Annotated in this window: 30 protein-coding genes, 1 pseudogene and 1 riboswitch; of the genes and pseudogenes, 9 read left to right on the top strand and 22 right to left on the bottom strand. The window is 71.9% G+C overall.

What is annotated here, in order from left to right; genetic code table 11:
• Window positions 1–14 precede the first annotated feature (14 nt).
• Window positions 15–866: a helix-turn-helix transcriptional regulator gene (locus ACQPZK_RS15370; protein WP_433538938.1), complete on the top strand. Its 852-nt coding sequence runs from the start codon at window positions 15–17 to the stop codon at window positions 864–866.
• A 101-nt stretch (window positions 867–967) separates the two neighbouring features.
• On the opposite strand, the gene ACQPZK_RS15365 is transcribed toward ACQPZK_RS15370, so the two are convergent.
• Window positions 968–1,804: a hypothetical protein gene (locus ACQPZK_RS15365; RefSeq protein ID WP_433538937.1), complete on the bottom strand. Its 837-nt coding sequence runs from the start codon at window positions 1,802–1,804 to the stop codon at window positions 968–970.
• A 439-nt stretch (window positions 1,805–2,243) separates the two neighbouring features.
• On the opposite strand from ACQPZK_RS15365, the gene ACQPZK_RS15360 reads away from it, so the two are divergent.
• Window positions 2,244–3,254 (top strand): tyrosine-type recombinase/integrase, encoded by a 1,011-nt coding sequence (locus tag ACQPZK_RS15360; protein ID WP_433538936.1) that lies wholly within the window; start codon window positions 2,244–2,246, stop codon window positions 3,252–3,254.
• A 14-nt stretch (window positions 3,255–3,268) separates the two neighbouring features.
• On the opposite strand, the gene ACQPZK_RS15355 is transcribed toward ACQPZK_RS15360, so the two are convergent.
• Entirely contained in the window at window positions 3,269–4,048 is a 780-nt protein-coding gene (locus ACQPZK_RS15355; RefSeq protein WP_433538935.1) for an endonuclease/exonuclease/phosphatase family protein, read from the bottom strand.
• Window positions 4,049–4,285: 237 nt separating this feature from the next.
• Here ACQPZK_RS15355 and ACQPZK_RS15350 point away from each other — a divergent pair, with 237 nt between their 5' ends.
• The gene (locus tag ACQPZK_RS15350) at window positions 4,286–5,002 is read left to right on the top strand and encodes an anion permease (RefSeq protein ID WP_433539222.1); all 717 of its coding nucleotides are present in this window, start codon (window positions 4,286–4,288) and stop codon (window positions 5,000–5,002) included.
• Window positions 5,003–5,013: 11 nt separating this feature from the next.
• Here the strand turns inward: ACQPZK_RS15350 and def are convergent, their stop codons facing one another.
• Window positions 5,014–5,523: a peptide deformylase gene (gene def, locus ACQPZK_RS15345; protein WP_433538934.1), complete on the bottom strand. Its 510-nt coding sequence runs from the start codon at window positions 5,521–5,523 to the stop codon at window positions 5,014–5,016.
• A gap of 37 nt (window positions 5,524–5,560) precedes the next feature.
• Window positions 5,561–6,754, bottom strand: a complete 1,194-nt coding sequence (locus ACQPZK_RS15340) for a chorismate-binding protein (protein WP_433538933.1) — start codon at window positions 6,752–6,754, stop codon at window positions 5,561–5,563.
• A 123-nt stretch (window positions 6,755–6,877) separates the two neighbouring features.
• Between ACQPZK_RS15340 and ACQPZK_RS15335 the strand changes: the two genes are divergently transcribed.
• Window positions 6,878–7,078, top strand: coding sequence for a DUF5999 family protein (locus ACQPZK_RS15335; protein ID WP_089000314.1), 201 nt, complete (start codon window positions 6,878–6,880; stop codon window positions 7,076–7,078).
• 92 nt (window positions 7,079–7,170) lie between these two features.
• On the opposite strand, the gene gcvP is transcribed toward ACQPZK_RS15335, so the two are convergent.
• A complete protein-coding gene (gene gcvP / locus ACQPZK_RS15330; RefSeq protein WP_433538932.1) occupies window positions 7,171–9,993 on the bottom strand; it encodes an aminomethyl-transferring glycine dehydrogenase in 2,823 nt (940 codons plus the stop codon).
• A gap of 72 nt (window positions 9,994–10,065) precedes the next feature.
• A riboswitch (glycine riboswitch) is annotated at window positions 10,066–10,161 on the bottom strand.
• A gap of 63 nt (window positions 10,162–10,224) precedes the next feature.
• Window positions 10,225–11,070 carry an NAD-dependent protein deacetylase gene (locus ACQPZK_RS15325; RefSeq protein ID WP_433538931.1) on the bottom strand — a complete coding sequence of 282 codons (846 nt, stop codon included), beginning with the start codon at window positions 11,068–11,070 and terminating at the stop codon, window positions 10,225–10,227.
• Between the two features lie 483 nt (window positions 11,071–11,553).
• On the opposite strand from ACQPZK_RS15325, the gene ACQPZK_RS15320 reads away from it, so the two are divergent.
• Window positions 11,554–12,210, top strand: a complete 657-nt coding sequence (locus ACQPZK_RS15320) for an NAD(P)H-binding protein (RefSeq protein WP_433538930.1) — start codon at window positions 11,554–11,556, stop codon at window positions 12,208–12,210.
• A 52-nt stretch (window positions 12,211–12,262) separates the two neighbouring features.
• Here ACQPZK_RS15320 and ACQPZK_RS15315 read toward each other — a convergent pair whose 3' ends face one another.
• The 15 genes and pseudogenes from ACQPZK_RS15315 to ACQPZK_RS15245 all read right to left on the bottom strand — a co-directional run bounded on the left by ACQPZK_RS15315 (window position 12,263) and on the right by ACQPZK_RS15245 (window position 23,888).
• Window positions 12,263–12,958: a DivIVA domain-containing protein gene (locus ACQPZK_RS15315; RefSeq protein WP_433538929.1), complete on the bottom strand. Its 696-nt coding sequence runs from the start codon at window positions 12,956–12,958 to the stop codon at window positions 12,263–12,265.
• On the bottom strand, window positions 12,955–14,121 hold the full coding sequence (locus tag ACQPZK_RS15310; RefSeq protein WP_433538928.1) for a globin domain-containing protein: 1,167 nt from the start codon (window positions 14,119–14,121) through the stop codon (window positions 12,955–12,957). The genes ACQPZK_RS15315 and ACQPZK_RS15310 overlap by 4 nt, the downstream gene beginning before the upstream one ends.
• A gap of 2 nt (window positions 14,122–14,123) precedes the next feature.
• Window positions 14,124–14,522, bottom strand: coding sequence for a group I truncated hemoglobin (locus ACQPZK_RS15305; protein WP_433538927.1), 399 nt, complete (start codon window positions 14,520–14,522; stop codon window positions 14,124–14,126).
• A gap of 363 nt (window positions 14,523–14,885) precedes the next feature.
• Entirely contained in the window at window positions 14,886–15,482 is a 597-nt protein-coding gene (locus tag ACQPZK_RS15300; protein ID WP_433538926.1) for a MerR family transcriptional regulator, read from the bottom strand.
• A gap of 191 nt (window positions 15,483–15,673) precedes the next feature.
• A complete protein-coding gene (locus ACQPZK_RS15295; protein ID WP_007460347.1) occupies window positions 15,674–16,138 on the bottom strand; it encodes a bifunctional nuclease family protein in 465 nt (154 codons plus the stop codon).
• 181 nt (window positions 16,139–16,319) lie between these two features.
• Window positions 16,320–17,021 (bottom strand): transcriptional regulator FtsR, encoded by a 702-nt coding sequence (ftsR, locus tag ACQPZK_RS15290; RefSeq protein ID WP_433539221.1) that lies wholly within the window; start codon window positions 17,019–17,021, stop codon window positions 16,320–16,322.
• Window positions 17,022–17,071: 50 nt separating this feature from the next.
• Window positions 17,072–17,524, bottom strand: coding sequence for an oxoglutarate dehydrogenase inhibitor Odhl (gene odhI / locus ACQPZK_RS15285; RefSeq protein WP_007071101.1), 453 nt, complete (start codon window positions 17,522–17,524; stop codon window positions 17,072–17,074).
• A 217-nt stretch (window positions 17,525–17,741) separates the two neighbouring features.
• Window positions 17,742–18,122: a glycine cleavage system protein GcvH gene (gene gcvH, locus ACQPZK_RS15280; protein WP_355051255.1), complete on the bottom strand. Its 381-nt coding sequence runs from the start codon at window positions 18,120–18,122 to the stop codon at window positions 17,742–17,744.
• 57 nt (window positions 18,123–18,179) lie between these two features.
• Window positions 18,180–19,176, bottom strand: a pseudogene (locus ACQPZK_RS15275) (DUF881 domain-containing protein).
• 11 nt (window positions 19,177–19,187) lie between these two features.
• The gene (locus ACQPZK_RS15270; RefSeq protein WP_355051040.1) at window positions 19,188–19,520 is read right to left on the bottom strand and encodes a small basic family protein; all 333 of its coding nucleotides are present in this window, start codon (window positions 19,518–19,520) and stop codon (window positions 19,188–19,190) included.
• Window positions 19,517–20,452, bottom strand: coding sequence for a DUF881 domain-containing protein (locus ACQPZK_RS15265; RefSeq protein WP_433538925.1), 936 nt, complete (start codon window positions 20,450–20,452; stop codon window positions 19,517–19,519). The genes ACQPZK_RS15270 and ACQPZK_RS15265 overlap by 4 nt, the downstream gene beginning before the upstream one ends.
• Window positions 20,449–21,081, bottom strand: a complete 633-nt coding sequence (locus ACQPZK_RS15260; protein WP_433538924.1) for a CDP-alcohol phosphatidyltransferase family protein — start codon at window positions 21,079–21,081, stop codon at window positions 20,449–20,451. The genes ACQPZK_RS15265 and ACQPZK_RS15260 overlap by 4 nt, the downstream gene beginning before the upstream one ends.
• A gap of 281 nt (window positions 21,082–21,362) precedes the next feature.
• On the bottom strand, window positions 21,363–21,830 hold the full coding sequence (locus ACQPZK_RS15255; protein ID WP_433539220.1) for a MarR family winged helix-turn-helix transcriptional regulator: 468 nt from the start codon (window positions 21,828–21,830) through the stop codon (window positions 21,363–21,365).
• 56 nt (window positions 21,831–21,886) lie between these two features.
• Window positions 21,887–23,065 (bottom strand): PP2C family protein-serine/threonine phosphatase, encoded by a 1,179-nt coding sequence (locus ACQPZK_RS15250; protein WP_433538923.1) that lies wholly within the window; start codon window positions 23,063–23,065, stop codon window positions 21,887–21,889.
• 76 nt (window positions 23,066–23,141) lie between these two features.
• Window positions 23,142–23,888 carry an SAM-dependent methyltransferase gene (locus tag ACQPZK_RS15245; protein WP_433538922.1) on the bottom strand — a complete coding sequence of 249 codons (747 nt, stop codon included), beginning with the start codon at window positions 23,886–23,888 and terminating at the stop codon, window positions 23,142–23,144.
• Between the two features lie 113 nt (window positions 23,889–24,001).
• Between ACQPZK_RS15245 and ACQPZK_RS15240 the strand changes: the two genes are divergently transcribed.
• From ACQPZK_RS15240 to ACQPZK_RS15230, 3 genes are all read left to right on the top strand, one after another.
• Entirely contained in the window at window positions 24,002–24,883 is an 882-nt protein-coding gene (locus ACQPZK_RS15240) for a universal stress protein (RefSeq protein WP_433538921.1), read from the top strand.
• Window positions 24,884–24,955: 72 nt separating this feature from the next.
• On the top strand, window positions 24,956–25,168 hold the full coding sequence (locus ACQPZK_RS15235; RefSeq protein ID WP_088948250.1) for a phosphatidylethanolamine-binding protein: 213 nt from the start codon (window positions 24,956–24,958) through the stop codon (window positions 25,166–25,168).
• Entirely contained in the window at window positions 25,165–25,641 is a 477-nt protein-coding gene (locus ACQPZK_RS15230; protein ID WP_433538920.1) for a hypothetical protein, read from the top strand. The genes ACQPZK_RS15235 and ACQPZK_RS15230 overlap by 4 nt, the downstream gene beginning before the upstream one ends.
• Here the strand turns inward: ACQPZK_RS15230 and ACQPZK_RS15225 are convergent.
• Entirely contained in the window at window positions 25,638–25,844 is a 207-nt protein-coding gene (locus ACQPZK_RS15225) for a hypothetical protein (RefSeq protein ID WP_433538919.1), read from the bottom strand. The two genes, ACQPZK_RS15230 and ACQPZK_RS15225, sit on opposite strands and share 4 nt — an antisense overlap.
• 133 nt (window positions 25,845–25,977) lie before the next feature.
• Between ACQPZK_RS15225 and ACQPZK_RS15220 the strand changes: the two genes are divergently transcribed.
• Complete coding sequence (locus ACQPZK_RS15220; RefSeq protein ID WP_433538918.1) at window positions 25,978–26,628, top strand: hypothetical protein; 651 nt, start codon at window positions 25,978–25,980, stop codon at window positions 26,626–26,628.

Here is a 26,628-nt window from a genome sequence, read left to right as displayed (position 1 = left end):
GGGAGCATGGAGGCATGCAGCGCGAGCAGCTCGCCGACTTCCTACGGCGCCGGCGCCAGGCCATCCGCCCCGCCGAGGTCGGCATCGCCGACGGCCCCCGCCGCCGCACCGCCGGCCTGCGCCGCGAGGAAGTCGCCATGCTCGCCGGCATGTCCGTCGACTACGTCGTCCGCCTCGAGCAGGGCCGCAGCAGCCAGCCGTCAACCCAGCTGCTCGGCGCCCTTGCCCGCGCCCTGCGCCTGACCGACGACGAGCGAAACCACCTGTTCCACCTGGCCGGCCACCAGCCGCCGCCCGCCGACGGCACCGCCCGCCTCGCCCGGACCGGCCTGGTCCGCATGCTCGACCTGGTGGGCGACACCCCCGCCATGGTCCTGTCCGACCTCGGCGAGATCCTGGCGCAGAACCGCATGTCGATCCTGCTCAGCGGCAACCACACCACCGGACTGACCGGCGATCGACGCTACGTCGCGTACCGCTACTTCACCGACCCGACCATCCGCGACCTCTACGGCCCCGACGAATGGCAGCGGCACGCCCGCCAGCAGGTCGCCGACCTACGCGCCGTGGCCGGCCGGCGGGCCGGCGACCCCGTGGTGACCGGCCTGATCGAACGGTTGCGGGCGGCGAGCGACGACTTCCGCCGACTGTGGGCCGAGCACGAGGTGGCGGTGCGCCGGGCCGACCGCAAGACGTTCCGGCACCCGCGCGTCGGCCGCGTCACGATGGACTGCGAAACCCTCGTCACCCCCGACCTGGGCCAGCAACTGCTCGTGCTGACCCCGGCCGACGCGGAGGCCCGGGAGAAGCTTGAACTGCTGCGCGTGCTGGGGGTCGAGGAGTTCCCAGCCGGCGTACCGCACTGATACCCAGCCACGTCGACAAGCCGAGCTGGGGGAGAGGCGGCCGAAACGACGCTGCCCTGCCGCCGCGTCTCCGCGCCGGCAGGGCAGCCACACCGCTGGCATCAGTTGTCGGTGCTCAGGCCCTTCAACATCTCGGCGAAGTCAGTGGTCTCCGCCGCCGGCGGCGTCTCGATGGTGACCGCCTTGCCGTAGTCGGTGTAGTCCACCACCATGTCGCCCATCGCGCCCATGACGGTGGCCGCACGACGCGGCCGGTACTGCTCGTCGACCCAGAGATCGATCGTGATCTCCTTGACGCCCGCGGCGGTGAACTGCTTCTCGACGCCGGCCCGCAGCTTGGCGTCGACCTGAGCGAGCTGCGTCGCCACCGGAGTGGTGACGGTGTAGTGAACCGTCTTCGCCCCGTTCACCGTCTCCTCACCGACGACCTTCACGCCCTCGGAAGCGAGCAGCGTCTTGACCTGCTTGGTCGGGTCGATGTCCTCGAACTGCTTGCTGAAGTCCATCCCGGCCTGCTTGCCGACGCTGGCCATGTCCATCTTCAGCCAGCGCTTGCCGCCCATGCTCGCGCGGTTCTTCGCCGGTACCTCGACGTAGAACACCGCCCCGATCAGGCGGACGGTGGTCGTGCCGTCGGCCGGGTCCTCCATCGACATCTCGGCCTTGACCGGGTCACCCAGGTCCATGACACCCTTCATCGAGATCTTCTCGCCGCCGGTCGTGCCCGTCATCGTCATCGTCACCGAGTCGCTCTTGTCGGTGACGTCCATCGTCTTCTGCAACGACCCCTTGAGGTCACTGGCCAGCAGCTCAAGGACGCTGGCCTGCTTCGGCGCGTCGGACGAACCCGACGAACCGGTCGTCACACCGCAGGCGGAGGCGGCGAGCGCCGTGAGCGCCGAGACCGCGACGACGGCGGCCTTCTTCCACAAAGACACGTGATTGCTTCTTTCCGTACAAGGCTGCGGGGAATCTCCCCAGTAGATCGACGACACGCTAGCCCACCGGATCAATCTCCGGGTGCCGCTCCACATTCGATAATGCACATTATGTAAAGTTGACTCCGGAAGGGCCTTCCCTCGAGCTCCCCGAGCCCCCCGGTCGTACACGGCATGATCGCGCTCGAACCAGGAAGTAGTGGCCTCCACCGCGCAGCGAGACCACTCGATCCTGGATCGAGCACGATCATGGGCGGTCTCGCGGTTCGAGAGCGTCGGGCGGATGGCAGGCCTCGCACGGCCAACGCCGCAGCTCGCCTCGAACGTCGAGGTCGTCGTTGCCCGGGCCGGGCGGCGACCAGATCGGCCGGCGAGCGCCTGCCCGTGCTCCCCCTCTCCCCTCTGTCGAGCAACGCGAGAGTCATGCATAATATGGCTTATGCATGACAAACAGGACGAATCGCTCAAGGTGCTGATCGAGGAGTTCCTGACCGCTCGGGCCACCCGTAAGCCCTCCCCCCACACCCTGGCGGCCTACCGGCGTGACCTGTACGCCGTCGCCGCCCTGGTCGCCGACGGTGACGCCACTCCCCTCCCCCTCGACGAGCTGACGATCACCGACCTGTCCCCTCGTGTGCTGCGGGCGGCGTTCGCCCGGTTCGCCGCTCCCCGGGCCCCCGCGTCGGTGCACCGCGCCTGGTCCACCTGGAACAGCTTCTTCACCTTCCTGGTGACCGACGGTGTGGTGGCGGGCAACCCGATGCCGGCGGTCGATCGGCCTCGGGCCGTCCTGCCCGAGCCGAAGCCGCTGCGCGGCGCGGACACGCCCGAGGTGCTGCTGGCGTCGGTGGCGCGTGACGACGGGCGGCAGCGGGACCCGTGGCCGGAGCGGGACATGGCGGTGTTGGCGGTGGCGCTGTGCGCCGGCTTGCGCCTGTCGGAGCTGCTGGCATTGCGGGTGGGGTCGCTGGGCGGGCGTCCGGGTGAGCGGCGTGTGGAGGTGGCGGGCAAGGGTGGGCGGCCTCGGGTGGTGCCGATCGAGGCGGATCTGGACCGGGTGCTGATGGACTATCTGGCGAGTCGGGCGCGGCGTTTCGGGTCGCGGTCGGTACGCCCCGACTCGGCGTTGCTGGTGGACCGGCGGGGTGAGCCGTTGCGCCGTGGTGGTCTGCAGTATCTGGTCGAGTCGTGTTACCGGCGGGCGGGTATCGGTGACCGGGTGCCGAAGGGGGCGCGGTTGCACGCGTTGCGGCACACGTTCGCCACCCGGTTGGCGGAGGACGGGGCGGGCGCGGCGGAGATCATGCGGTTGTTGGGGCATGCCTCGTTGGCGTCGTCGCAGACGTACATCGAGGTGACGGCCGGGCAGCAGCGGGAGGCGATTCGCGCGAGTCGTACCCATCGGGTGTTGGCTGCTCTGGTGTCGGCGGAGGGTGACGGGCCGCGCTGAGCGTGCGCGGCGGCTCAGCCGAGGTCGACGAGCAGGGGTCGGTGGTCGGAGATGGTGGACGCCGGTGTGGTGACGGCCCGTACGGGTGGGAGGGCGTCGAGGGCGTGTCGGTCGGCGAGGATGTGGTCGAGTTGGACGCGGGGTTGTCCGGCGGGGTAGGTGGGGCGGCGGCCGAGTGGCTGCCAGCGGGACACGAGGCGGACCGGGCCGGCGGGGAGGTTGAGGTCGCCGAGCAGGATGCGGGGGCCGGGTAGGGCGCGCAGGGCGCGCACGGTCTGGCGGAGTTGGTGGGCGTTCCAGCCGGGTACGAAGGACAGGTGGGTCGCGGCGACGGTGAGTGGGCCGTGGGGGGTGTCCAGGATGGCGGCGAGGACGACGCGGGGTTCGTCGTCGAGGAGGATGAGGCCGCCGCCGGGGCCGGGGACGTAGACGGGTGAGCGTACGGGCGCGGGTTTGAGTCGGGTGATGTGCCAGCTGCGTACGGGGTGGCGGCTGATGAGGCCGATGCCGTAGCAGGGTTCGCCGTGGCCGTCGTCGTCGTGGCGCAGGGGGCGGAATCGTTCGCCGGGGGTGCCGACGACGGCGGCCGCGAAGCGGTGGTGTGGCGCGTCGAGGGCGTGGGCGGCGATGGCGGTGAGGTCGAGGTTGCCGCTGCGGTGTTGGTCGCGGTCGACTTCCTGCAGGGCGAGGACGTCGGCGTCGAGAGCGCGTACGGCGGCGGTGAGCCGGTCGGGGTCGACGAGGCCGTCGGTGAGGGATCGTCCGTGCAGCAGGTTGAAGGTGGCCAGGCGCACTCCTGCACCTTACGTGCCCGTGGCAGGGTTGCCGTGTGGTGAAGCTGTTGCTGTGTTCGATGCTGGTGTTCGTGGCGGTCGGGGCGTGGGGGGTGTGGTTGCGGCGGAGGCGGGATCGGTGAGCGGTGAGTCGTGCCACTTCACGGGTCGGTGGGGTGTGTCGGGCGGGCAGACTTGCCGGCCGTGGACGCCGTATCGCTGAGCACCCTGTTGGCCGCCGCGGCGATGGCCGGGTGGGTGGATGCCGTGGTCGGTGGTGGCGGGTTGTTGCTGCTGCCGGCGTTGTTGGTGGCCGCTCCGGGTGTGCCGGTGGCCACCGCGTTGGGCACGAACAAGTTGGCGGCGATCTTCGGTACGGCGACGGCGGCGGCGACGTACGCGCGGCGCACGAAGGTGGATTGGCGGGTGGCGGGGCCGGCCGCGGGTGTGGCGGTGCTCAGTGCGGGGGTGGGCGCGGCGTTGGCCGGGGCGGTGCCGGCGTCGGCGTACCGGCCGGTGGTGTTGGTGGTCCTGGTGGCGGTGGCCGTGTTCGTGCTGTTGCGTCCCCGGTTGGGGGTGGTGGCTCTGCCGGCGCGGCGGACGCGGGCGCGGGTGGCGGCGGCGATCGGTGTGGCGGGTGTGGGCATTGCCCTGTACGACGGGTTGATCGGGCCGGGTACGGGCACGTTTCTGGTGCTGGCGTTCACGACGTTGGTGGGTGCGGATTTCGTGCACGGGTCGGCGATGGCGAAGGTCGTCAACGCGGGTACGAATCTGGGTGCGTTGGTGGTGTTCGCGGTGACCGGGCACGTGTGGTGGTGGTTGGGCGCGGCGATGGCGGTGTGCAACATCGCCGGCGCGGTGGTGGGTGCGCGGATGGCGTTGCGGCGCGGGTCGGGGTTCGTGCGGGTGGTGTTGCTGGTGGTGGTGCTGGCGTTGGTGGCGAAGCTGGGTTACGACCAGTGGGCGGCCTGAGGGGCCGGGTGTCAGCTGCGGCGGCTGGGTGAGTCGAAGCGGCCGGCGCGGATCTCGCGCAGGGCCCGGCGGCGGGTGTCGCCGCGCAGGGTGTCGACGTAGAGGGTGCCGCGCAGGTGGTCGGTCTCGTGTTGCAGGGCGCGGGCGAGGAATCCGCTGCCGCTGATGGTCAACGGTTCGCCGTGCTGGTCGACGCCGTGGGCGGTGGCGTGCAGGGCGCGCACGGTCGGGAAGTACAGGCCGGGGATGGACAGGCAGCCTTCCTCGTCGTCCTGGAGTTCGTCGGACAGTTCGAGGGTGGGGTTGATGAGGTGGCCCCGGTGGCCGTCGGCGTCGTAGACGAAGACCTGGGCGCTGACGCCGATCTGGGGTGCGGCGACGCCGGCGCGGCCGGGTTCGCCGAGCAGGGTGTCCATCAGGTCGGTGACCAGGGCGCGCAGTTCGGCGTCGAAGGTGGTGACGGGCTCGGCTTCGGTGCGCAGGACGGGGTCGCCGATGATCCGGATGGGCCGCATGGTCATGGGGTTCAGCGTATCGCCGGTGGTGGTGGTGGTGGTGTCAGTGTCCGGCCAGGGTGGCGCGGACGGGCGCGGTCTTCGCGGCGGCCTCGGCGACCTCGGCGGTGGGGTCGCTGTCCCAGGTGATGCCGCCGCCGGCCCAGGTGTGCAGGGCGTCGCCGTCGGCGGCGGCGGTGCGGATGGTGAGGCCGAGGTCGATCCGGCCGGGGGCGATCCAGCCGAGGGCGCCCATGCTGGCGCCGCGGCCGACGGGTTCCGCGGCGGCGATGTGGGTGAGGGCGGCGAGTTTCGGTGCGCCGGTGACGGAGCCGCCGGGGCAGGTGGCGCGGAGCAGGTCGGCGAGGCCGAGGCCGTCGACGGCGTGGGCGCGGACGGTGGATTCGGCCTGCCACAGGTCGCACCAGCGGCGGACGGTGAACAGGTCGTCGACGGTGACGGTGCCGGTGCGGGCGATCCGGGCGAGGTCGTTGCGTTCCAGGTCGACGATCATGATGTGTTCGGCGCGTTCCTTGGCGCTGGTGAGCAGTTCGGCGCGGCCGGCGGCGGTGGCGGGGCGGGTGCCCTTGATGGGTCGGGTGATGATCTGGCCGTCGTGGACCTCGACGAGGGTTTCCGGGGAGGCGCAGCCGATGGCCCAGCCGTCGCCGGTGAGGACGCCGCCGTAGCGGGCGCCGGGGAGCGCGCCGAGGCGGCGCAGGGCGGGCAGGGGGTCGCCGCTGTAGGGGGCGGCGGCGTGTCCGACGAGGTTGGTCTGGTAGATGTCGCCGCGGCCGATGGCGGCGCGGACGGCGTCGACGGCGTCGGCGTGTTGCGCGGGTGTCCAGCTCTCGGTCCACGGGCCGAGCCACCAGGGCGTCGCCGGGTCGGTGGGGGCGGTTCGGGTGGGTCCGTGGTCGTAGATGACGATGGCGAGGTCGGGCAGGGTGGGCGCGGGTTCGGGCGCGGTGGCCGGGGCGCCGGCCAGTAGCGCGCCGGCGGCGGCGGACAGGTAGAGGGCCGCGCCGCAGGCGTCGCCGCGCGGGTGGGTGGGGGCGGGTCGGCTCAGGTCGCGCAGGTCCAGGCCGTGTGCGGCCAGGAACTCCTCGGCGAGTACGGCGGGGTCGCCGCCGTCGGCGCGGTGCCACTGAAGGCGGTCCCGTTCGACGAGTCGGTGGCGGCATCCGGGTGGCGACGCGGGCGCATCGACCAGCACCTGTGGGAGCGTTTCCACGCCGTATGGTCCGATCTTCCTCATCCGTTCAGTGGATTTCCCGTACGCCAAGCCGACACCTGCTCGATGCTGGACACTTTCGCTTGGTACTGTGCGTCACTGGTCATGTGAACCATGACACAGTGCCCCCACAGTCCGGAGAACCCGATGTGCCAGCACCAACCGACCTGCCCCTCCGCTGAAGCCACCGACCGGGAAGCCGCCCGGGTCCTCGCCTGCTTCCCTGAGCAGGGCTGGAGCCTGCTCTGCAACGGTGTCATCGTCTTCGAGGACACCGGCGAGCTGCTCCCCGACGGCAGTAGCATCGCACCCCACCGCGGCCCCGCCCGCCACGCCCTCGTGGCCTGAACGACCACCCAGCGTCACCACACCGAGTCGCTGTCCATCTGCGCAGCGGCTGCCGGGACGGGCCGATACCGCCCGCCCCGGCGTGCCCGCCGTCAGTCCTCGAACGCCTCCGGCGACGGGCACGAGCAGACCAGGTTCCGGTCGCCGTACGCGCCGTCGATACGCCTGACCGGCGGCCAGTACTTCCCGGCCCGGTCCACGCCGGCCGGGTACGCACCCACCGACCGCGGGTACGGGTGGGGCCACTCGTCGCCGCTGACCATCGCCGCGGTGTGCGGCGCGTTCGCCAGGGGGTTGTCGCCCGCCGGCCACTGCCCCGAGCCGACCTGCTCGATCTCGGCGCGGATGGCGATCATCGCGTCGCAGAACCGGTCCAGCTCGGCCAGGTCCTCGCTCTCGGTCGGCTCCACCATCAGCGTCCCCGCGACGGGGAACGACATCGTGGGGGCGTGGAAGCCGTAGTCGATGAGCCGCTTCGCCACGTCGTCGACGCTCACGCCGGTCGCCTTCGTCAACGGCCGCAGGTCGAGGATGCATTCGTGCGCGACCAGGCCCTTGTTGCCGGCGTACAGCACCGGGTAGTGCCCCCGCAGCCGCACCGCCACGTAGTTCGCCGCGAGGACCGCCACGCCGGTGGCCCGGGTCAGCCCTTCGGCGCCCATCATCCGCAGGTACGCCCACGGGATCGGCAGGATGCCCGCCGACCCGTACTTGGCCGCCGAGATCGCCGGGGTGGCGTCGACGTGCGCGCCGAGGGGGTCACCGGGCAGGAACGGCGCGAGGTGTGCGCGCACCGCCACCGGGCCGACGCCGGGACCGCCGCCGCCGTGCGGGATGCAGAACGTCTTGTGCAGGTTCAGGTGCGACACGTCCGCGCCGAACCTGCCCGGCTTGGCGTACCCGACGAGGGCGTTGAGGTTCGCACCGTCGACGTACACCTGACCGCCGGCGTCGTGGACCTTTGCGCACAGCGACGCGATGCCCGTCTCGTACACGCCGTGCGTCGACGGGTACGTCACCATGATCGCGGCGAGCGCGTCGCGGTGCTTGTCGATCTTCGCGTCGAGGTCGACGAGGTCGACGTTGCCCTCGTCGTCGCAGGCCACCACGACGACCCGCATGCCCGCCATGACCGCCGACGCCGCGTTCGTGCCGTGCGCCGACGACGGGATCAGGCAGACGTCGCGGTGCGTCTCACCCCGGGACGCGTGGTACGAGCGGATCGCCAGCAGGCCGGCCAACTCGCCCTGCGAACCGGCGTTGGGTTGCACGCTGACCGCGTCGTAGCCGGTCACCTCGGCCAGCCACGACTCCAACTGGCCGATCATCTCCCGGTACCCGGCGGTCTGCGCGTCCGGCGCGAACGGGTGGATGTGCGCGAACTCCGCCCAGCTGACCGGCTCCATCTCGGTGGTCGCGTTCAGCTTCATCGTGCACGACCCCAGCGGGATCATGCCCCGGTCCAGGGCGTAGTCGAAGTCCGACAGCCGCCGCAGGTAGCGCAGCATCGCCGTCTCCGAGTGGTGGCTGCGGAACACCGGGTGGGTCAGGAAGTCGGACGTCCGGGCCAGGTCGTCCGGCAGGGCCGCGTCGACGTCACCGTCGAACGCGGGCACACCGAACGCCGCCCACACCTCGCGCAGGTGCGCGTCGGTGGTCGTCTCGTCGCAGGACATCCCGACCCGGTCGGCGTCGACCAGGCGCAGGTTCACGCCCCGCTCGGCCGCCGCCGCGACGACCCGCGCCGCGCCACCGGGCACGCGCGCCGTGACGGTGTCGAAGAACGCGACGTCCGCGACGTCCACGCCGCCGGCGCGCAGCCCGGCCGCGAGCCGCGCCGCCATGGCGTGGGTACGCGCCGCGATGTCCCGCAGCCCGTCCGGACCGTGGTAGACGGCGTACATGCCGGCCATCACCGCCAGGAGCACCTGCGCGGTGCAGATGTTGCTGGTGGCCTTCTCCCGCCGGATGTGCTGCTCGCGGGTCTGCAACGCCAGCCGGTACGCCGGGTTGCCGTCCGCGTCGCGGGACACCCCGACCAGGCGCCCGGGCAGCATCCGCTCCAGGCCCGCGCGCACCGCCAGGTAGCCGGCGTGCGGCCCACCGAAGCCCATGGGTACGCCGAAACGCTGAGTGGTGCCGGCGGCGATGTCCGCGCCGATCTCCCCCGGCGCGCGCAGCAGCGTCAACGCCAGCAGGTCCGCCGCGACGGTCACCAGGGCGCCCACGGCGTGTGCCGCCTGCACCAGGGCGGCGTGGTCGCGGACCGCACCGGACGCCCCCGGGTACTGCAGGTGCAGACCGAAGAACTCCGCCGGCAACTCGTCGCGCGCGACGTCGACGACCCGCACGTCGATGCCGAGCGGCACCGCCCGGCTGGTGATCACGGCGATGGTCTGCGGCAGGGCGTCGGCGTCGACGACGTACACCGGGCTCTTGCTCTTGGACGCGCGGCGCGCGAGGGTCATGGCCTCCGCCGCGGCGGTGCCCTCGTCGAGCATCGAGGCGTTCGCGGTGGCCAGGCCGGTCAGGTCGGTGACCATGGTCTGGAAGTTCAGCAGCGCCTCCAGCCGGCCCTGGCTGATCTCCGGCTGGTACGGCGTGTACGCCGTGTACCAGGCCGGGTCCTCGAGGACGTTGCGGCGGATCACCGCCGGGGTGTGCGTGCCGTGGTAGCCCAGGCCGATCATGGACACGGCGACGGTGTTGCGGGCCGCCAGGGCCCGCAGCTCGGCGATGGCCTCGGCCTCGGTGGCCGCCTCCGGCAGGTCGAGGGTGCCGTGCCAGCGGATCACCTCGGGGATCGCGGCGTCCATCAGCTCGTCGATGGAGTCGTGGCCGACGACCTCCAACATGCGGCGCTCGTCGTCGGGGCCGGGGCCGATGTGACGGGTGGCGAACTGCTCTAGGGACATCAGGGGCGCTCCCGGGCGAGGTCGACGGGTCGGCCTCCCCCTCTGTCACACCCCACGGGGCGCTCCACAGTGCCTGCCCACGAGGTCCTTTTGCCTGAGAGGTTCCGGGGAGGATTTGCCCCTTCGGCGCCGCCTGAACTGCCGGGCGGTCTCTCCCACGTGGGTGGTACCGGCATGGTCAACGCTACCAGCGCCGGTGTTTCCGGCAGATGTCCTACCCCGGGGCGGCTGTCACACCGGAACCGCCGACGCGCCGGTCACCCGCTCGGCGAGCATCGGCAGTACCTCCCCCAGTGGCGCGTCGACGCGCACCGTGGCGTACGCGTCACCCCGGGTCGGCCCCTGGTTGACGATCGCCACCGGAATGCCCTCTTTCGCGGCCCGGATCACGAACCGTCGACCCGACATCACCGTCAACGACGACCCGAGCACCACCACCGCCCGGGCCTGCTCCACCAGCGCGAAACACCGCGCCACCCGCTGCGGCGGAACCGTCTCGCCGAAGAACACCACGTCCGGTTTCAGCATCCCCGTCCCGCAGATCCCGCAGTCCACCGGCAGGAACCCCGCCACCTGCTCGTCCGGGAGATCAACATCACCGTCCGGGTTGACCGCGGCGATCCCGGCCACGAAGTCGGGGTTCGCCTCGCGCAGCCGCCGGTCCACCTCCTCACGGGAGGTCAGGTTGCCGCAGTCCAGGCAGGTCACCTCGTCCAGGCGCCCGTGCAGCTCCACCACCTGGTCACTGCCCGCCGCCCCGTGCAACCCGTCCACGTTCTGCGTGATCACCGCGTCGACCAGGCCGGCATCCTGCAACCGCGCCACCGCCCGGTGCCCGTCGTTCGGCGTCGCCCGCGCGATCAACCGCCACCCCAGGTGGCTCCGCGCCCAGTACCGCCGCCGGGCGAGGGGGTCACGGGTGAACGCCTGGTACGTCATCGGGGTGTGCCGGCGGGCCACCCCGCTGGGCCCCCGATAGTCCGGGATGCCCGACTCGGTGGACAGGCCCGCCCCGCTGAGCACGACCACTCCACCGCCGGCCACCAGCGCGGCCAGCTCCTGCACACTCGTCGTCACCCCTTCATGCTGCCTCAGCGCACCCCCCGATGCCGAACACCCGCCGGGAGGCCGTGCCGGCGGCTGACGGCGCCCACGGCGGCGGCGTGTCCGACGGCGCCCACGGCGGCGGCGGCGCGCCTGACGGTACGAACGGCGGCGGCGCGGGTGGTGCGCAGATCCTTTGGAGCTGATGTCGGCAACGAATCAGACGGTCAGGACTGACTCGGGGGACGGCGCACCCGCTGGTCTCCCCCGGCTCGCGGGCTGCGGCCCCCCGGCCCCGGCCCCGGCCCCGGCCCCCCGGGCTGCGGGCTGCGGGCTGCGGGCTGCGGGCTGCGGGCTGCGGGCTGCGGCACAGGGTGCACGGCTGACGATGTCGCAGACGAGTCAGCTCCAAAGGAGGCCGAGGGCACACGGCCCGCCGTCGCGGCCGCCCCTGGGACGGCGGGCGAGCTGGACCGCGACCCACGCCGACGTCGACGCCGCCGGTAGGTTGGGCACATGCGTGTTGTCATCGCCGGCGGCCACGGCAAGATCGCCCTGCTGACGGAGCGGTACCTCGCCGACCGCGGTGACACCGCCGTCGGCCTGATCCGCAACCCCGACCAAGTCGACGACCTTCGCGCCGCGGGGGCCACCCCGGCCCTCTGCGACCTGGAACGTGCCGACGTCGACGACGTCGCCGCGCACCTGCACGACGCCGACGCGGTCGTCTTCGCCGCCGGCGCCGGGCCCGGCAGCGGCGCCGCCCGCAAGGACACCGTCGACCGGGCCGCCGCCGCACTGCTCGCCGACGCCGCCACCCGCGCCGGCGTCCACCGCTACCTGCTGGTCTCCTCGATGGGCGTGGACAAGCCACCCGCCGCCGGCACCGACGACGTGTGGGCCGCCTACCTGCGCGCCAAACGCGCCGCCGAGGACGACCTGCGCGCCCGCGACCTGGCCTGGACGGTACTGCGGCCCGGCCGTCTCACCGACGACGAACCCACCGGCCACGTCACCCTCACCGCACACGCCGGCCGGGGCGCCATCAGCCGCGCCGACGTCGCCCTCGTCCTCGCCGCGCTCCTGGACGAGCCCCGCACCGCCGGCGCGACCCTGGAACTCGTCGGCGGACCGACACCGATCGGCGACGCGGTCCGCGCCGCCACCACCTGAACCGCTACCGGGGTTGGGCCCCCGCACGTCAGGCCCCAACCCCGGTAGGCGTTCAGCGCTGGTGGTGACGCGGCAGCGCCGTCTGCCCCGCCGCACCACCCACGAAGGGCGCCCCCGGCGTCTCCTTCGCGATCCGGTCCATGGTGCGCACCAACTGCTCACTGCCGTCGTCGAGATGCCGCGCCGCCGCCTGCATGTGCGACACCATCATCTCGCCGAAGATCCGCAACGCCTCCCGGGTCGCCACCGAGTCGTCGAAGTTCGACCCGGCCGAACTGCGGTACTCCGCCACCGCACGCTCGGCCTCCTGCTTCGCCTCCTCCGCCGCCGCCCGCATGTAACTCTCGTACTGCACCCGGGCGTACTCGGCGACCCGCCGCGCGTAGTCGTGCGCCTGCGCGATGATCTGCTCGGCCTCGCGCTGCGCCGCCGACAGCAGGTTCACCTCCTTGGCCGCGGGCGCCTTCGCCGCCGCCGGAGTGCTCGGGATCACCCCGTGGCGGTGCAACTCCACCCGATCGGTCAGCCGCTCGTTCTCCGCCCGCAGATGCGCGATCTGCGTCGCCAACAGATCCAACTCGTCGGCGACCTGCACCCGGAACCGGTCCACGTCCGCGTGGTCGTAGCCCCGCCGTGCGAACGGCGCCGTACCGAACTCCCACCGCCGAACCCGGTCGGGGGTCATCCGCACCTGCACACCGCCGGACACGTGAATCCCGTCGTACCGGCTGATCGGGCTCGCGCTCATTGGTCACCCCCTGCACTCGACTGCTGGACCGCCGTACGCCACGCCGGGCCGTACCACTGCTTGCCCAGACCCTCGTGATGCACCTGGCCCTCGTGGTAGCCCGCCCGCGCCAACGTCTGCGCCGCGTGCGACACCATCTCGTCCGACCCGCACACGTACACGTGCCGCGAACGCCAGTCACCGTCGGCCAGCGCCCGGTCCACCGCCTGCACGAACTCACCCGGCCGGTTCACGTCCGCGCCCACCACGTACGTCACCGTCAACCACGGGAACGACGACGCCATCTTGTCGATCGCGTCACTGTCGTAGAACTCGCTGCGCGAACGCGCACCCACGTACAGGTCCACCCGACGACGGGAGCCCTCCGCGGCGATCTGCTCCACCAACGCCTTCATCGGCGCCCAGCCCGTGCCCGACGTCAACAACAACAGGTCACTGGAACCCGCCGACCACAACGCCAACCGCTCCCCCACCGGCGCGGCCAGATTGACACGGTCACCCACCGCCGAGCCGTACACCAACCGCGACGACACCGCGCCACCCGGAGCGGCCCGCACATGCAACTCCAACGTGCCGTCCGCGCGCGGAGCGTTCGCCGGCGAGTAGTACCGCCACGACCGCACCGACGGATGCGACACCCCGATCGACTGACCCGGAGTGAACGGCAACAGGTACTGCGGACGCACCGTCAACACCGCCACGTCGAACGCCCGCCGCTCGTGGGCCACGATCTCCGCCACCCACCACGGCGGATTCACCGCCTCGGCGGCCTGCGCCGCCTCCGTCATCACCTGCGCGACCAACCCGTACGCGCCTGCCCAGTCCTGAGCCAGCTCGTCCGTCCACTCCTCGGCCAGGAAATGCTGCAACGTCGCCAACAGCGCCTCACCGACCGCCGGGTAGTGCTCCGCGCGCACCGCGAACTTCCGGTGGTCCGCGCCGAGGTCCTGCAGGAAACCCACCAGCCGATCGACCTGGTCCACATGCGACACGATGTGCCCCAACGCGGTGACGAGGCGATCCCGCTGCCCCGCCATGTTCGTCGGGAACATCTGCCGCGTCTCGGGATGGGCCAGGAACAACGTCGAATAGAAGTAGAGCGGCACCTCGTCGCCGTGCGCGGCGACGAGGGACCAGCTCTGCTTGAGTCGGGCTGCGTCCACGCTCAGACGCCCGGACGCTCTCCGGTGGACACCACCTGGTCCTGCACCTGCCCGAGCACCGTGCGCACGTCGTCCAGGACGTCGGCCGGCACACCCAGCTCCGTCAGCGTCGTGATCAGGTGCACGCCCACCTTCGCGTAGTGCTCCGCCGGAATGCCCAGCGGCTGGTGCGCCTCGGCCAGACCGCGACCCGCGTACTCGTTCGGGCCGCCCAACACCACCGTCAACATCAACGCCAGGTGTCGACGCTGAGTCGGCATGTCCACAGTGGCGAAATAGCCCGCCAGCTCGGGATCGGCGAGGACCTTGTCGTAGAACAGCTCGACGGCCGCCTTCACCGAACTCGCGCCGCCGATGCGGTCGTAGTGCGAGGCGGCAGCGGTCTCTTCCGTAACCGTCACGGTCGTTCCTTCCGGGGTGAAAGGTCGCGCGCGGTGACGCGCAGGGGCTACGGCCACCGACGCGACACCCGCATGCGACGGGGCACCACGGCGGGGACCGTGACGGACCATAGCGTGCCCGCGACCTCCGGTCAGGGCCCCCCTATCCGATTCCCGACAACTGGTGGACACACACCGTCACCTCAGTTCACCGGAGAATCCACTCACGGCAACCGGAAAACCACACAGTGTGTCCACCGTGGATTCATCGACCGGGGAACAGCCACCCGACGTCGACCGCCCTGACCCACAGTCACCAAACGGGCGTGCCCAAAAAAGTCATCCGCACCAACGGACCGCGCACCGGCCGACGCGCAGCGCTACTCAACCCGCGCGCCGCCGCGCCCGCCGCGCCGCCAACTCGTCACCCACCGGATCCGACGAGGACCCCACCACCGGCTCCGCCGGACCGCTCGCCGCCGGCTCCGCCGGCAGATGCGACAACGACCCCTGGATCTCCTTGAAGGCCCCACCGATGGCGATCCCGAACACGCCCTGCCCACCCTGCAACAGGTCCACCACTTCCTCCGGGGACCGGCACTCGTACACCGTCGTCCCGTCGGAGATCAGCGTGATGCCCGCCAGATCCTCCACACCGCGCGACCGCAACGCCTCGATCGCCTTACGGATGTTCTGCAGGGACACCCCCGCGTCCAACAACCGCTTCACGACCTTCAACACCACCAGGTCACGGAACGAGTACAACCGCTGCGTCCCCGAACCCGACGCGTCCCGAACGCTCGGCACCACCAACGTCGTCCGAGCCCAGTAATCCAACTGCCGATAGCTGATGCCCACCGCGTGGCACGCCGTCACACCTCGGTAGCCCACCGAGCCGTCACCCTCAGTCGCCACACCCGGCGACGACGAACCCGGCTCGTTGACCTGTGTACCCGGATCGGGATCCTGCGGCTCGTGCATCCGGACAACCTCCCCGTCAGTGCGGCGACGCATCGTTCGTCCGACGCGCACCCCTCGACACGGCAACCCTAACGCCACCTTCAGGGGTTACCGCGGAGGAACCGACGCGACACGCCGCGCAGCCACCGAGAAAGATCACCGCCACGGACCGGCGTCACCCACCGTGACACCAGCCGGGGGACCAGAACCGCTCAGCCCGCGAAGTCCTCCGGACGCACCTGCTCCAGGAACTCGCGGAACTTCTCCACCTCGTCCTCCTGCTCGTCAGGGATAACGATCCCCGCCTCGCTGAGGACCTGCTCGGCACAACGAATCGGCGCACCAACGCGCAACGCCAACGCGATCGAATCGCTCGGACGCGCCGACACCCGCACCCCGTCACCGATCAACAGGTCGGCGTAGAACACGTTCTCCTTGAGCTCGGTGATCTCCACCGCCTGCAACGGCGCCTGCAACGCCGCCAACACGTCCCGCAGAAGATCATGCGTCAACGGGCGGGCAGGCTTGACCCCCTGCTGCTCATAAGCGATAGCCGTGGCCTCGACCGCACCGATCCAGATCGGCAGATAGCGGTCGCCCTCGACCTCCCTGAGCAGGACGATCGGCTGGTTGCTGGGCAGCTCCACCCGAACACCGACCACGCTCAGCTCGCGCACCGCCGCCTCCGTGTCGTCGTCAACCTACGCACCGCGCCCTTCCCTGCACGGTACACGGACCGCAACACGGCCGTCCCATGCGCTACAGCACCACGTCCGCGCCGAAAAGGGGTTACCCCGGCAAGCCTACGGCACGCTTCCCCGAAGAGATCTTTCCGCTCCGCCGCACCTGCCGGGCACCTCACCGACCCAACGTCGACCGCAGCCCCACCCGCACCAACGCCGCGTGCAACTGCTCCGACAACGCCACCAACTCCCGCGCCGTCTCCGCCGCACGCGCCCGCGCCGCCGGATCACTCTGCCGCGCCAACGGCGCCACCAACTGCGCGAACAACCCGACCTCACGATCGGCCGCAGTCCGATAACCCCGCAGATGCCGCGGCTCCAACCCGTACGCCGCCAGACCCGCCACCGCCGACGCGATGATCAACGCATCCGCGTCATACCACCCCGGCGGATCCGACACCAGCACACCGAGCCGCTCCAACTCCACCAGCGTCGACTCGTCGATCCCACTGCGGGACACCAACTCAGCCCGGCCGAGCCGCACCTGCGACGACTCGGCCGGCTCCGCCGACTCCCGACCCGGAACCGCACCATCAGGCCCCACCGCCACCAACGCCGGCCGCGACCGCTCCGGCTGCTCACCGGACGAATCCCACTCGGCCAACTGCTCACGGATCACCCGCAACGGCAGGTACCTGTCCCGCTGCGCGGTCAACACGAACCGCAACCGCGCCACATCGTCCCAGCTGTACTTCCGGTAACCCGCCGCCGTCCGCTGCGGCTCGACCAGCCCCTCGGCCTCGAGGAACCGCAACTTCGAAATCGTGGTGTCCGGGAAATCCACCCGCAACTGACCCAGCACCTCACCGATGCTCATCAGCGGCTGGGACCGGGCCGCCCCGGGTGGCGTGGAGGCCGCAGGCTCGTTCACCCCCGGCCGGCCTCCTCCTCCGGGCGCGGACCGGCGATGAACACCACCCGGAACTTACCGATCTGAACCTCGTCACCATTGCTCAACGTGGCCGCCTCGACCCGCTCACGATTCACGTACGTGCCATTCAGGCTACCCACGTCCCGCACCGTGAACGTCCCACCGTCACGGTGGAACTCCGCGTGCCGACGCGACACCGTCACGTCATCGAGGAAGATGTCACTGTCCGGATGCCGGCCACTGGTCGTCACATCGTGGTCCAACAGGAACCGGGCACCCGCATTCGGACCGCGACGAACCACCAGCAGCGCCATACCCGGCGGCAACGAACCGGACATCCGGCTCGGCACCACATCGGTGTCCGGCCCCTCCAGCACTTCGTCGAGCGAACCGAGATTGAGCGTCGAAGTGACGTCGAGCGGGGGGAACTCGTCGTCTGGCCGCGTCATGGGACCACCTCACGGATCTGTTCGGTCGGCGTCGGGTAATGGCGGGTCTGGCCGCCGGGCACTCCAACACCCGGCGGCTGGCTCCCCGTGCCCGGGAAGGCAATTCCACAACGCACAACTAATGGGTTCTTCTCGGTCGACTGGGCGAGCCTAGCCAGCGCCGAAATGCAGGGCAACCGGACGCGCGCAGACATCCCGCACGCCGGATCAAGCACACTCAGCCTTCGGTGATCTTCTGATACGCGCCCGCCGTGAGCAACCCGTCGGTCGCCGTCGGATCAGTCGGCGTGATCTCCACCAACCAACCCTCACCGTACGGATCCGTGTTGATCAGCTCAGGCGTGTCACCCAACGCCTCGTTCCGCGCCGCCACCGTACCCGCCACCGGCGCGTAGATCTCCGACACGCTCTTGGTCGACTCGATCTCACCCAACGAGTCACCGGCCGCCACGACCGCACCCGCCTCCGGCAACTGCACGTACACGATGTCACCCAGCGCGTCCTGCGCGAAGTGCGTGATGCCGACCCGGATCGAACCGGTGCCGTCACCCGCCACCCACTCATGCTCGGCGGTGTATCGCAGATCCTCGGGAATCACCAGACGCGTCCTCATCCATCGTGCCCCGGACCACCCGGCCCGGCGCGGCCGCGCCGGTCAGGAGACCGGACGGGCGTGTTTCCTACTTGGTCGGCGCGTGCAGCGCCGAAACCTCGGCAACCTCACGCTCCCCAAACGTCACGTTACCGCCGTCACCGCGGACCGACGCCACCACCCCACCAGGAATGTTCAACGCCGTACGCATCGTCGCCGGATCACCGATCACCGTGATCGTGTACGGACCCGTCAACCGGCGCCCCTCCACCATCAACGATCCGTTCTCCCCATCCAGGAAGTACGTCGACGCGATCACCCGCACCGTCGCCCGGTCACCGCCGGAGATCTGCATCGCCTCCGCGCCCGCGCCCCGCAACTCCTGCACCGCGTCCAGCACCCGGTTCGCGGTGATCGGCTTCGCCCCACTGGTGAACTGCACCGTCAACCCCGGACCCACCGCCGGCAACGTACCCGCCAGAATCCCCAGCTCATCCGCCCGCCGCGTCGCCTCGTCCAACGCCGCCTGCCGACCCTGCTCACCCGAGGCCAACTGCCGCTGACTGTCCTCCAACGCCCGGATGTCCTGCTGAAGGCGACTCTCCCGCGCGTCCAGATCCGACAGGATCCGCACCAGGTCCTCCTGACGCGTCGCCCCCAACGTCGGATCCGTCGACGTCGTCTTCAACTGCACGACAAGCGTGAAACCCAGCAACGCCAACAACACCGCGATCATCACCCCGGCCGCGCTCCACCGCGACCGACCCGCCACCCCCGGCGCGGGCGGCGTCACCTCAGGCTCGTCCGACGACACCGCCGACTCCCCCGCCCGCGACACCGCGCGCAGGTCCACCGTCGCACCGTCATCGGCCGGCAGCACCTCCGGCTCCGCGTCATCAGGCTGCGGCTCCCGTACCGGCTCGCGCGGCGCCAACGGACTCAACTCGTCCGGATCCGGCGCGTCCGGCCGCGGATCCGGCTCACCCGCCGGCCCACCGGGCCGCCCCGGCACCGCCGGCTGCGGCCAACCCGTCCCCGTCTCCGCCTGCTCGTCGCTCATCGCTGTCAAACCTACGCCCGGAACAGGTGCCGACGGATCGCCGCCACATTTCCGAAGATGCGCACACCCAGAACGACCACCACACCCGTGGACAACTGCCCACCCACACCCAACTGGTCACCCAGATACACGATCAGGCCCGCCACGAGCACGTTCGAGATGAACGACACCACGAACTGCTTGTCGTCGAAGATGCGGTCCAGCTTCGCCCGCACCCCACCGAACACCGCGTCCAACGCGGCCACCACCGCGATCGGCAGGTACGGCTGCAACGCCGACGGCACCGTGGGATCAAGCCACACCCCGAGCACCACACCGGCGAGCAACGCCAGCACCGCGATCATCCGCCACCTCCGGAAGGACTAGCGGTCCCCGGCGAACCCGACGACCCAGGACTGCCGGACCGGCCACCCGTCCCCGAAGGGCTCGGACTGACCGACGGCTTGGCGTAGCGTAGCTGCGGCTCCGGAGCCGCCGGCAGGGTGAGGTCCTCCGCCTCCCGCACACCGAACGACAACCCGGTCTTCTGCGCGACCTCCCGCATCAGCGCCGCGTTCCGACTGTCCTCGAACTTGCGCCGCATCGACCCCGGACCCGTCGCCGACACCTCGTACGGCCCCGTCACCGGCCGGAAATCCACCAGGATCGCCTCACCCGCCGAACGGATCGTCGACGTCGACGTCAACCGCTGCCCGTTGATCGCGATCGCCTCCGCGCCAGCGCTCCACAACGCGTTCGCCACACCCTGCAGATCGCTGTACAGCACCCGCGGCGGCCCCGCGCCCGCACCCGTCACCGCGTCCGCGTTCCCCGGAGCGTCCGCCAGGCGCACCACCACACCGTCACCGCGCACCCGACCCAGCCCGGTGCTCGCCTCCAGGTCCCGCAGACGCGCCGCGGCCGAACCGCTCAGCGCCGCGTCCCGCTGCCGGCTGACCTCCTCACGCAGCTGGTCCGCCCGCGCCGACAACCGGTCGGTCTGACTCTCCCGTTCCTTGATCTGCGCCACCAGCCCCGAACGCGCCTGGGCGCGCCCCGGCTCGTCCGCCATCGTCTGGCGATACGCCACCGCGAACAGGAAACCCAGCACCACCACCACGACCAGGCCGACCGACCGCGCCGCCCAGCCCCGGGGCGCGTCCGGGGACGACCCCCGCCGACGCGCGGCGGCCGCATCCGCGTACCCCGGATCCAGCGGGTTGCGGAACAACTCGGTGAGGAAGTCCGGCGCGTACACCCGATCGGAGCGGGGCCGCTGCGGCGGCGTCGCGCTCACGCGGCCGCTCCCCGGCCACGCGCCGCGCGGACCAGCCGCGACGCCTGCACCACGTACATCGCGCCGGCCACCCAGTAGAGCACCAGCCCCCACCAGGCCAACCCCCAGCCGATCGCGGCCGTGGCCGTCGCCGCCGCGCTCCACTCGGTGGCCAGCAGCAGCACCGGGAACGCCGCGAGCAGCAGGAACGTGGCGGTCTTGCCCACGTAGTGCACCGGCGGCGGCCCGTACCCGAAGCGGCGCAGCACCGTCAGCGAACCGAGCAGCAGCAACTCCCGGGCCAGCAGCGCCGCCGTGAACTGCCACGGCACCACCTCCCGGGCGGTGAAGGCGAGCAGCGTGGCGAGGATGTAGAGCCGGTCGGCGAGGGGGTCGAGCAGCTCACCGAGCCGGCTCACCTGCCGCAGTCGGCGGGCGATCCAACCGTCGACCCAGTCGGTGGTGCCGCCGATGGCCAGCACCACCACCGCCGCGACGTCCGCCCGGGCCACCAGGAAGAGGTAGAGGAACAGGGGTACGCCCAGCAGGCGTCCGAAGCTGATCAGGTTGGGCAGGGTGAGCACCTGGTCGCCGGGCGCCTGGTCGCCGGTGTCCCGCGGGTGCTCCGCCTGAGCCGGCCGACGCGACACCGAACCTCCTTTACGGCACGCCCCGACGCCAGGCCGAGATCGGGCGCGGCGGAGGTCGTACGCGCTGTCGGGCCGGCAACCACCGGCTCCCCTGCGGCCCCGGGACGGGACCTCTGCCCTGATACGGCCCGCGATCTCGGTGATCGCGGGCCGGGTAAGTGCGCTGCCACTATATCGGGCTCGCGCCGGCGTCCCGGTCGCCGTGCGGCGTCGGCGCGGTGGTGTGCCACTGTGGTGTGGATCACCACCGCTAGAGCGTCCTAGGATACTAGCGGAAGATGTCAGGCGGTCTGGACGGCCGCCTGGTCGGTCTGCTGCTCCGGCACCGTCTGCGTCGCCGCGCGGCCGAACGCCAACAGGGACGCCAACAGGTCGTGCTGCGTCCGGGGCGGCATCCTGTCCAACACGGCCTGCACCGCGCGCTGCCGCCGCTCCGCCAACTCCCCCAGCAGCGTCAACGCCGCGGCGGTGGGCACCAACCGCACCTCCCGCCGGTCGCGCGGATCCGCCACCCGACGCAACAGGCCGGTCGCCTCCAACCGGTCGCACAGCCGGCTGGCCGACGAGGGCACCACGTCCAGCAACTCCGCCAGCCCGTTGACATTCGTCTCCGGCCGGCCACTGATCAGCATCAGCACCCGCAACTGCGTCGGTGGCACCTGGTGCCGCGCCGCCGCCGAATCGAGCACGGCGATCAGCGTCTCTGCGGCCGCGTTGATCGCCGCGGCGAGATCCGCCGGTCGCTCCACCCGATGTCCCCTGCCGTCGTCGCGCTGGTGCCCGCCCGGGACGGTGGCGGCGACTCTCATCCGCCATCCCGCCCACGCGGACCATGCCAGTCGAGGCAGACGACGACGGCGTCGTCGCGCAAATCGGAATCCGCGTGGTAGGCGTGTAGTTCGCGCATTACCGTACCAACCGCCTCGGTCGCCGGCTGCAACCGAGTGGCGCGCAACGAACGAGCCATCATCCGCTCCCCGTACGGCTCCCGACCCGCCGGCTCGGCCGCCCACACCCCGTCACTGACCACGAAGACCCGGTCACCCGGCGCGAGCTGGAACTCCTGCACCTCGTAGCGGGTCTCGGCGAACATGCCCAGCGGCAACTGCTGATCCAGCGTCATCGGCTCGACGGTCGCGCCACGCATCCGCAGCAGGTGCGGCGAACCGGCGTCGACCGCGCGTACCCGCCCGGTGACGATGTCCAGCTCCAGCAGCAACGTGGCCACGTGTCGACGGCCCCGGTGCTGGTAGTAGACCGTGTCCGAGGCCAGCTCCGCCTGCTCCACGAGGCCGCCGTCCGACCGGCGGGCGTTGCGCATGGCGTTCACGGTGACCGCCGTCAGCAGGGACGCGGCCAGACCGTTGCCCTCCCCGTTGAGGACCGTCAGCGTGAGCCGCTCACCGTCCAACGACCAGTCGAAGTGGTCTCCACCGACGGTGTACGCCGGCTCCAGTTGCCCGGCCAGGTGGAAGGAGCGGTGGGCCACGCTGCGCCCGGGTAGCAGGTCCCACTGCATCTCGGCGGCCATGCTCAGCCGCTCCCGACGACGGGCCCGGCGGTACCGGTCGGTCTCCCGGTCCGCGGCCCGCATCGCCACCGCCAGGTCACCGGCGATGTCGGTGGCACGGCCGGTGACCGCCGGGCCGGGCACGGTCGGCAACTCGATGAGCAGCACGCCGAGGCGCTCCCCCCACACCGTCAGGGGCAGGTAGAGCCGGCAGGCGCCGTCCTCGAGACCGTCGCGCACCGGCTGCTGGCTGGAGAAGCAGCGCTGCGCCACGGTGTGCCGGGCCAGGGCCCCGGCCGCCGGCAGGTCCGGATCGAGCACCGGCCAGAGCCCGCTGATCCGGTAGTCGGCGACGAACACGTCGGTGCGCACCGCCCCCAACGCCGCCCGGATAGCCCGGTCCGCCGCCTCCGCCAACTGGTCGGGCGCGGCTTCGCGCAGCGCGCGCGACACCCCGTCCGGCGCGTCCACCATGCTTGGTCGTCCCTCCAAAAAACTTGCTACAGGGCAAGCATCATACGGAGGCCCCCGGACAACCCGTCGTCGCGGGTCAGTCGGCGCCGCGCGCCGCCAGGACCCCGTGGAAGGCGTCCGGAACGTCGACCGGTGAGCCGTCGGGCCGCCAGCGGTTGACCGGGACGATCCCGTCCGACGTCGGCGTCCACCGGCCCAGCAGCGGCGCGAACGCGGCCGGTGCCCGCATCCGGAACGCGGGCCCCATCATCGCCAACGCCTGCGGGTGGGCCGCCAGCTCCTCGGTGTCGAAGTCCACGGCGAGCAGGCTGCCCGGCGCCGCCGCGCCGTACAGCTCGTCGAGGGTACGCGTCAGGGTGTCGTCGTCGAGGAACGCGGCGAGCCCGAGGAAGACCACCCCGACCGGCCGTCGCCCCCACCCGGGTACGAAGCGGTGCAGCTGGGCCGGGTCGATGGTGCCGATGTCGGTGGCGTCGCCGTAGCCGTAGCCCGCCCGGTCGTTGCCGGCGAGGATCCGCTGGCCCAGCCGGATGGTCACCGGGTCGACGTCGGTGTAGAGCACGGTGGCGTCGGGGGCGACCTCGTGCACGTTGCCCATCGTGGGCACGCCCGCCCCGAAGACCAGGAACCCGTCCACGCCCTGCTCGACCATCGCCCGGACCGCCCGGCCGAGGAACGCCCGCAGCTCCGCGAAGACCGGCGCGCACGGGCCGTACGCCTGCTCGAAGGCGGTCGCCGCGGCCACGTCGACGGCGAAGTGGTGCTCCCCACCGAGCCAGAAGTCGATCATGCGAGCGGTGCTCGGCTCGTCCGGTTCACCCATCGACGACGCTCCTTCCTCCGAGTCGTCGCCAGCGTACCGACCGGTGCCCGAGCGGCGGTATCGCTCCGCCGCGCCGCCACGCCCGCGATACTGGCCCGGCGGGGGGTGAGGCGGTGAACGCGGCGGACAGCGCGGCGGTGGTGGTCGGCGTGGACGGCTCGGAACCGTCCCTGCGCGCCGTGCGCCTGGCCGCCGCCGAAGCGGTCCGCCGGCACCGGCCGCTGCGGGTGGTGCACGGCTTCATCTGGCCGCTGCTGCGCGTGCCCGTCACGCCCGCGCCCGACGCGCCGCCGGGGGCGGGTCTGCGCGAGCGGGCCCAGGAGCTGGTCGCCGCCGCGGTGGCCGAGGCCGAGGCGACCACCCCCGGGCTGACGGTATCCGGCGAGATCATCGACGGCGAGGCCGCCGCGGTGCTGGTGGGCGAGTCCCCCACCGCCGCGCTCATCGTGGTCGGCGACCGGGGACTGGGCGGCTTCTCCGCGCTCGTCGTCGGCTCGGTGGCGGTGCAGGTCAGCGCGTACGCCGACTGTCCGGTGCTGGTCGCGCGCGGCGAGCAACGCCCCGACGGGCCGGTGGTGGTCGGGCTGGACGGCTCGGCGGCGTCGCTGCTCGCCGCCGACGTCGCCGCCGAGGCCGCGGTGGCGCGCGGCGTGCCGCTGCGCGCGGTGCACGCCTACCGGCACCCCGGCAGCGGCGGTCCCGGCGACATGCAACCCCTGGTGTACGACGAGGCCCGGTTGCACGGCGAACAGGAGCGGCTGCTCGCCGGCTGGCTGGACGGGCTGACCGAGCGTCATCCGGGGTTGCGCCTGACCTGCCGGGCGACACGCGGGCGCGCCGGCGCCGTGCTCGCCGAGGCGTCCGGCGAGGCCCAACTGCTGGTCGTCGGGGGGCAGGGGCGCGGCGAGGTGACCGGGTTGCTGCTGGGGTCGGTGAGCCAGTCGGTGCTGCACCACTCCCGTTGTCCGGTCGTCGTGGTGCGCGGCCCCCGCTGACGCCCCGGGGTTGGCGCGCCGCCCAACGGGTAGACGGCCGCGGTACGCCAACGGCGACGAAGGAGGCAGCAGATGCCAGGACCACGGCCGGGCAGCAACGCGTACGACAAGCAGCGGGCGCGCCTGCGCAACGCGATCGACGACTCCGGACGCCGGGTACCAGACGGCAAGGCCAACCAGGTCGCCAACCGGATCCTGCAGGAGGATCGCGGCCAACGGGGCGTCGTGCGTGGTGAGCGCACCTACGGTCCCAAGAGCGAACGCGAACCGGGCGACCCTAAGTGAGGGGCGTCGACCTGGCCGACGGCGCGATCGCGGGCGCCGTCGGCAGCACCGCGCTGAACGTGGTCGGCTATCTCGACATCGCGCTGCGGGCGCGGCCGGCGAGCAGCACCCCGGAGCAGACCGTCGACAAGCTGGCCCACCTCGCGCACGTGGATCTGGGACCGGAGCCCCGGGCGGCCACCCGCCGCTCGGGGCTCGGCCCTCTGATCGGTTACGGGCTGGGCATCGCCGCCGGCATGGCGTTCGGGCTCTACGCCGGGGGCCGACGGCAGCCGTTGCCGATGGCCACCGGTGTGCTCGGCGCGGGTGTCATGGCGATGACCGACGGGTCCATCACGGCGCTGGGCATCAGCGATCCCCGTACCTGGCGGCGCTCGGACTGGATCTCCGACATCATCCCGCACCTGGCGTACGGACTGACGGCCGCCGCCACCTGGAACAGGTTGCGGCGGCCGTCGACGCGTACGCGTTAGGAGCGGGTGTCGCTGTCGTCCTCGGCGACCGGCTCACCCGCCGGGCCGTACGGCGACACCTGCCCCTTGGGCACCGGCCGCCCGGCGTCCCCGCGCGACGAGCCACGGTTGAGCGGATGCCCGCTCGGTCGGGGCCCCTTGCTGTCCTGGCTGGTCGCTCCGTTTGCGTTACGCCGGAACTCCTCCTGCTGCGGGTTGACCACGAGCGTCTCCCTCCCGGTACGGCAGGCGGCATCGACCGCCTCCACCGGCCGCATACCCGCCGGGCCCGATGGCATTCTCCGGGCGCCGGCGCTCGGGAGGGCTAGCCGGGCGCGGGACGGGTACCCCGGGAGTGTGGGTGACGATCGAGCGGTCGTGCGGGTCCTGCTGGACCGGCGGGGCGACACGTACGCCGAGGAGGCCGGCATCCGGCTGTCCGACCGTCCCGGTCCGCTGTACCAGCTGCTGGTGCTGGCCACACTGCTGAGCACCCGCATCCGGGCGTGCGTCGCCGTCGACGCCGCGCGGGAGCTGTTCGCGGCCGGCTACCGCACGCCGCAGGCGATGGAGGCGGCGAGCTGGCAGCAGCGGGTCGACGCGCTGGGCCGTGGTCACTACCGCCGCTACGACGAACGCACCGCCACCATGCTCGGCACCGGCGCCCGGCTGTGTCTGGACCGGTGGCACGGCGACCTGCGTCGACTGCACCGCGACGCCCAGGGCGACCCGGCCGGCCTGCGCCGACGGCTCACCGAGTTCCCCGGCATCGGACCCACCGGCGCGGACATCTACCTGCGTGAGGCGCAGACGGTCTGGTCCGACGTACGCCCGTACGCCGACCGTCGGGCCCTCGCGGGCGCGAAGCGGCTGGGCCTGCCGGGCTCACCGGACCGGCTGGCCTCCCTGGTCGACGAACCGGACTTCGGTCGCCTCGCGTCGGCGCTGGTACGGGTGGCGCTCGGCGAGGAGTCCGCCGGCGAGGTCGCCCGCGTCGCCGCCGGGTGA

It is taken from the genome of Micromonospora sp. CA-249363 (genome assembly GCF_050950185.1).
Taxonomy (GTDB): Bacteria; Actinomycetota; Actinomycetes; order Mycobacteriales; family Micromonosporaceae; genus Micromonospora.
The sequence above is the reverse complement of the archived record's forward strand: the minus strand, read 5'-3'. Positions and strand labels throughout refer to the sequence as shown.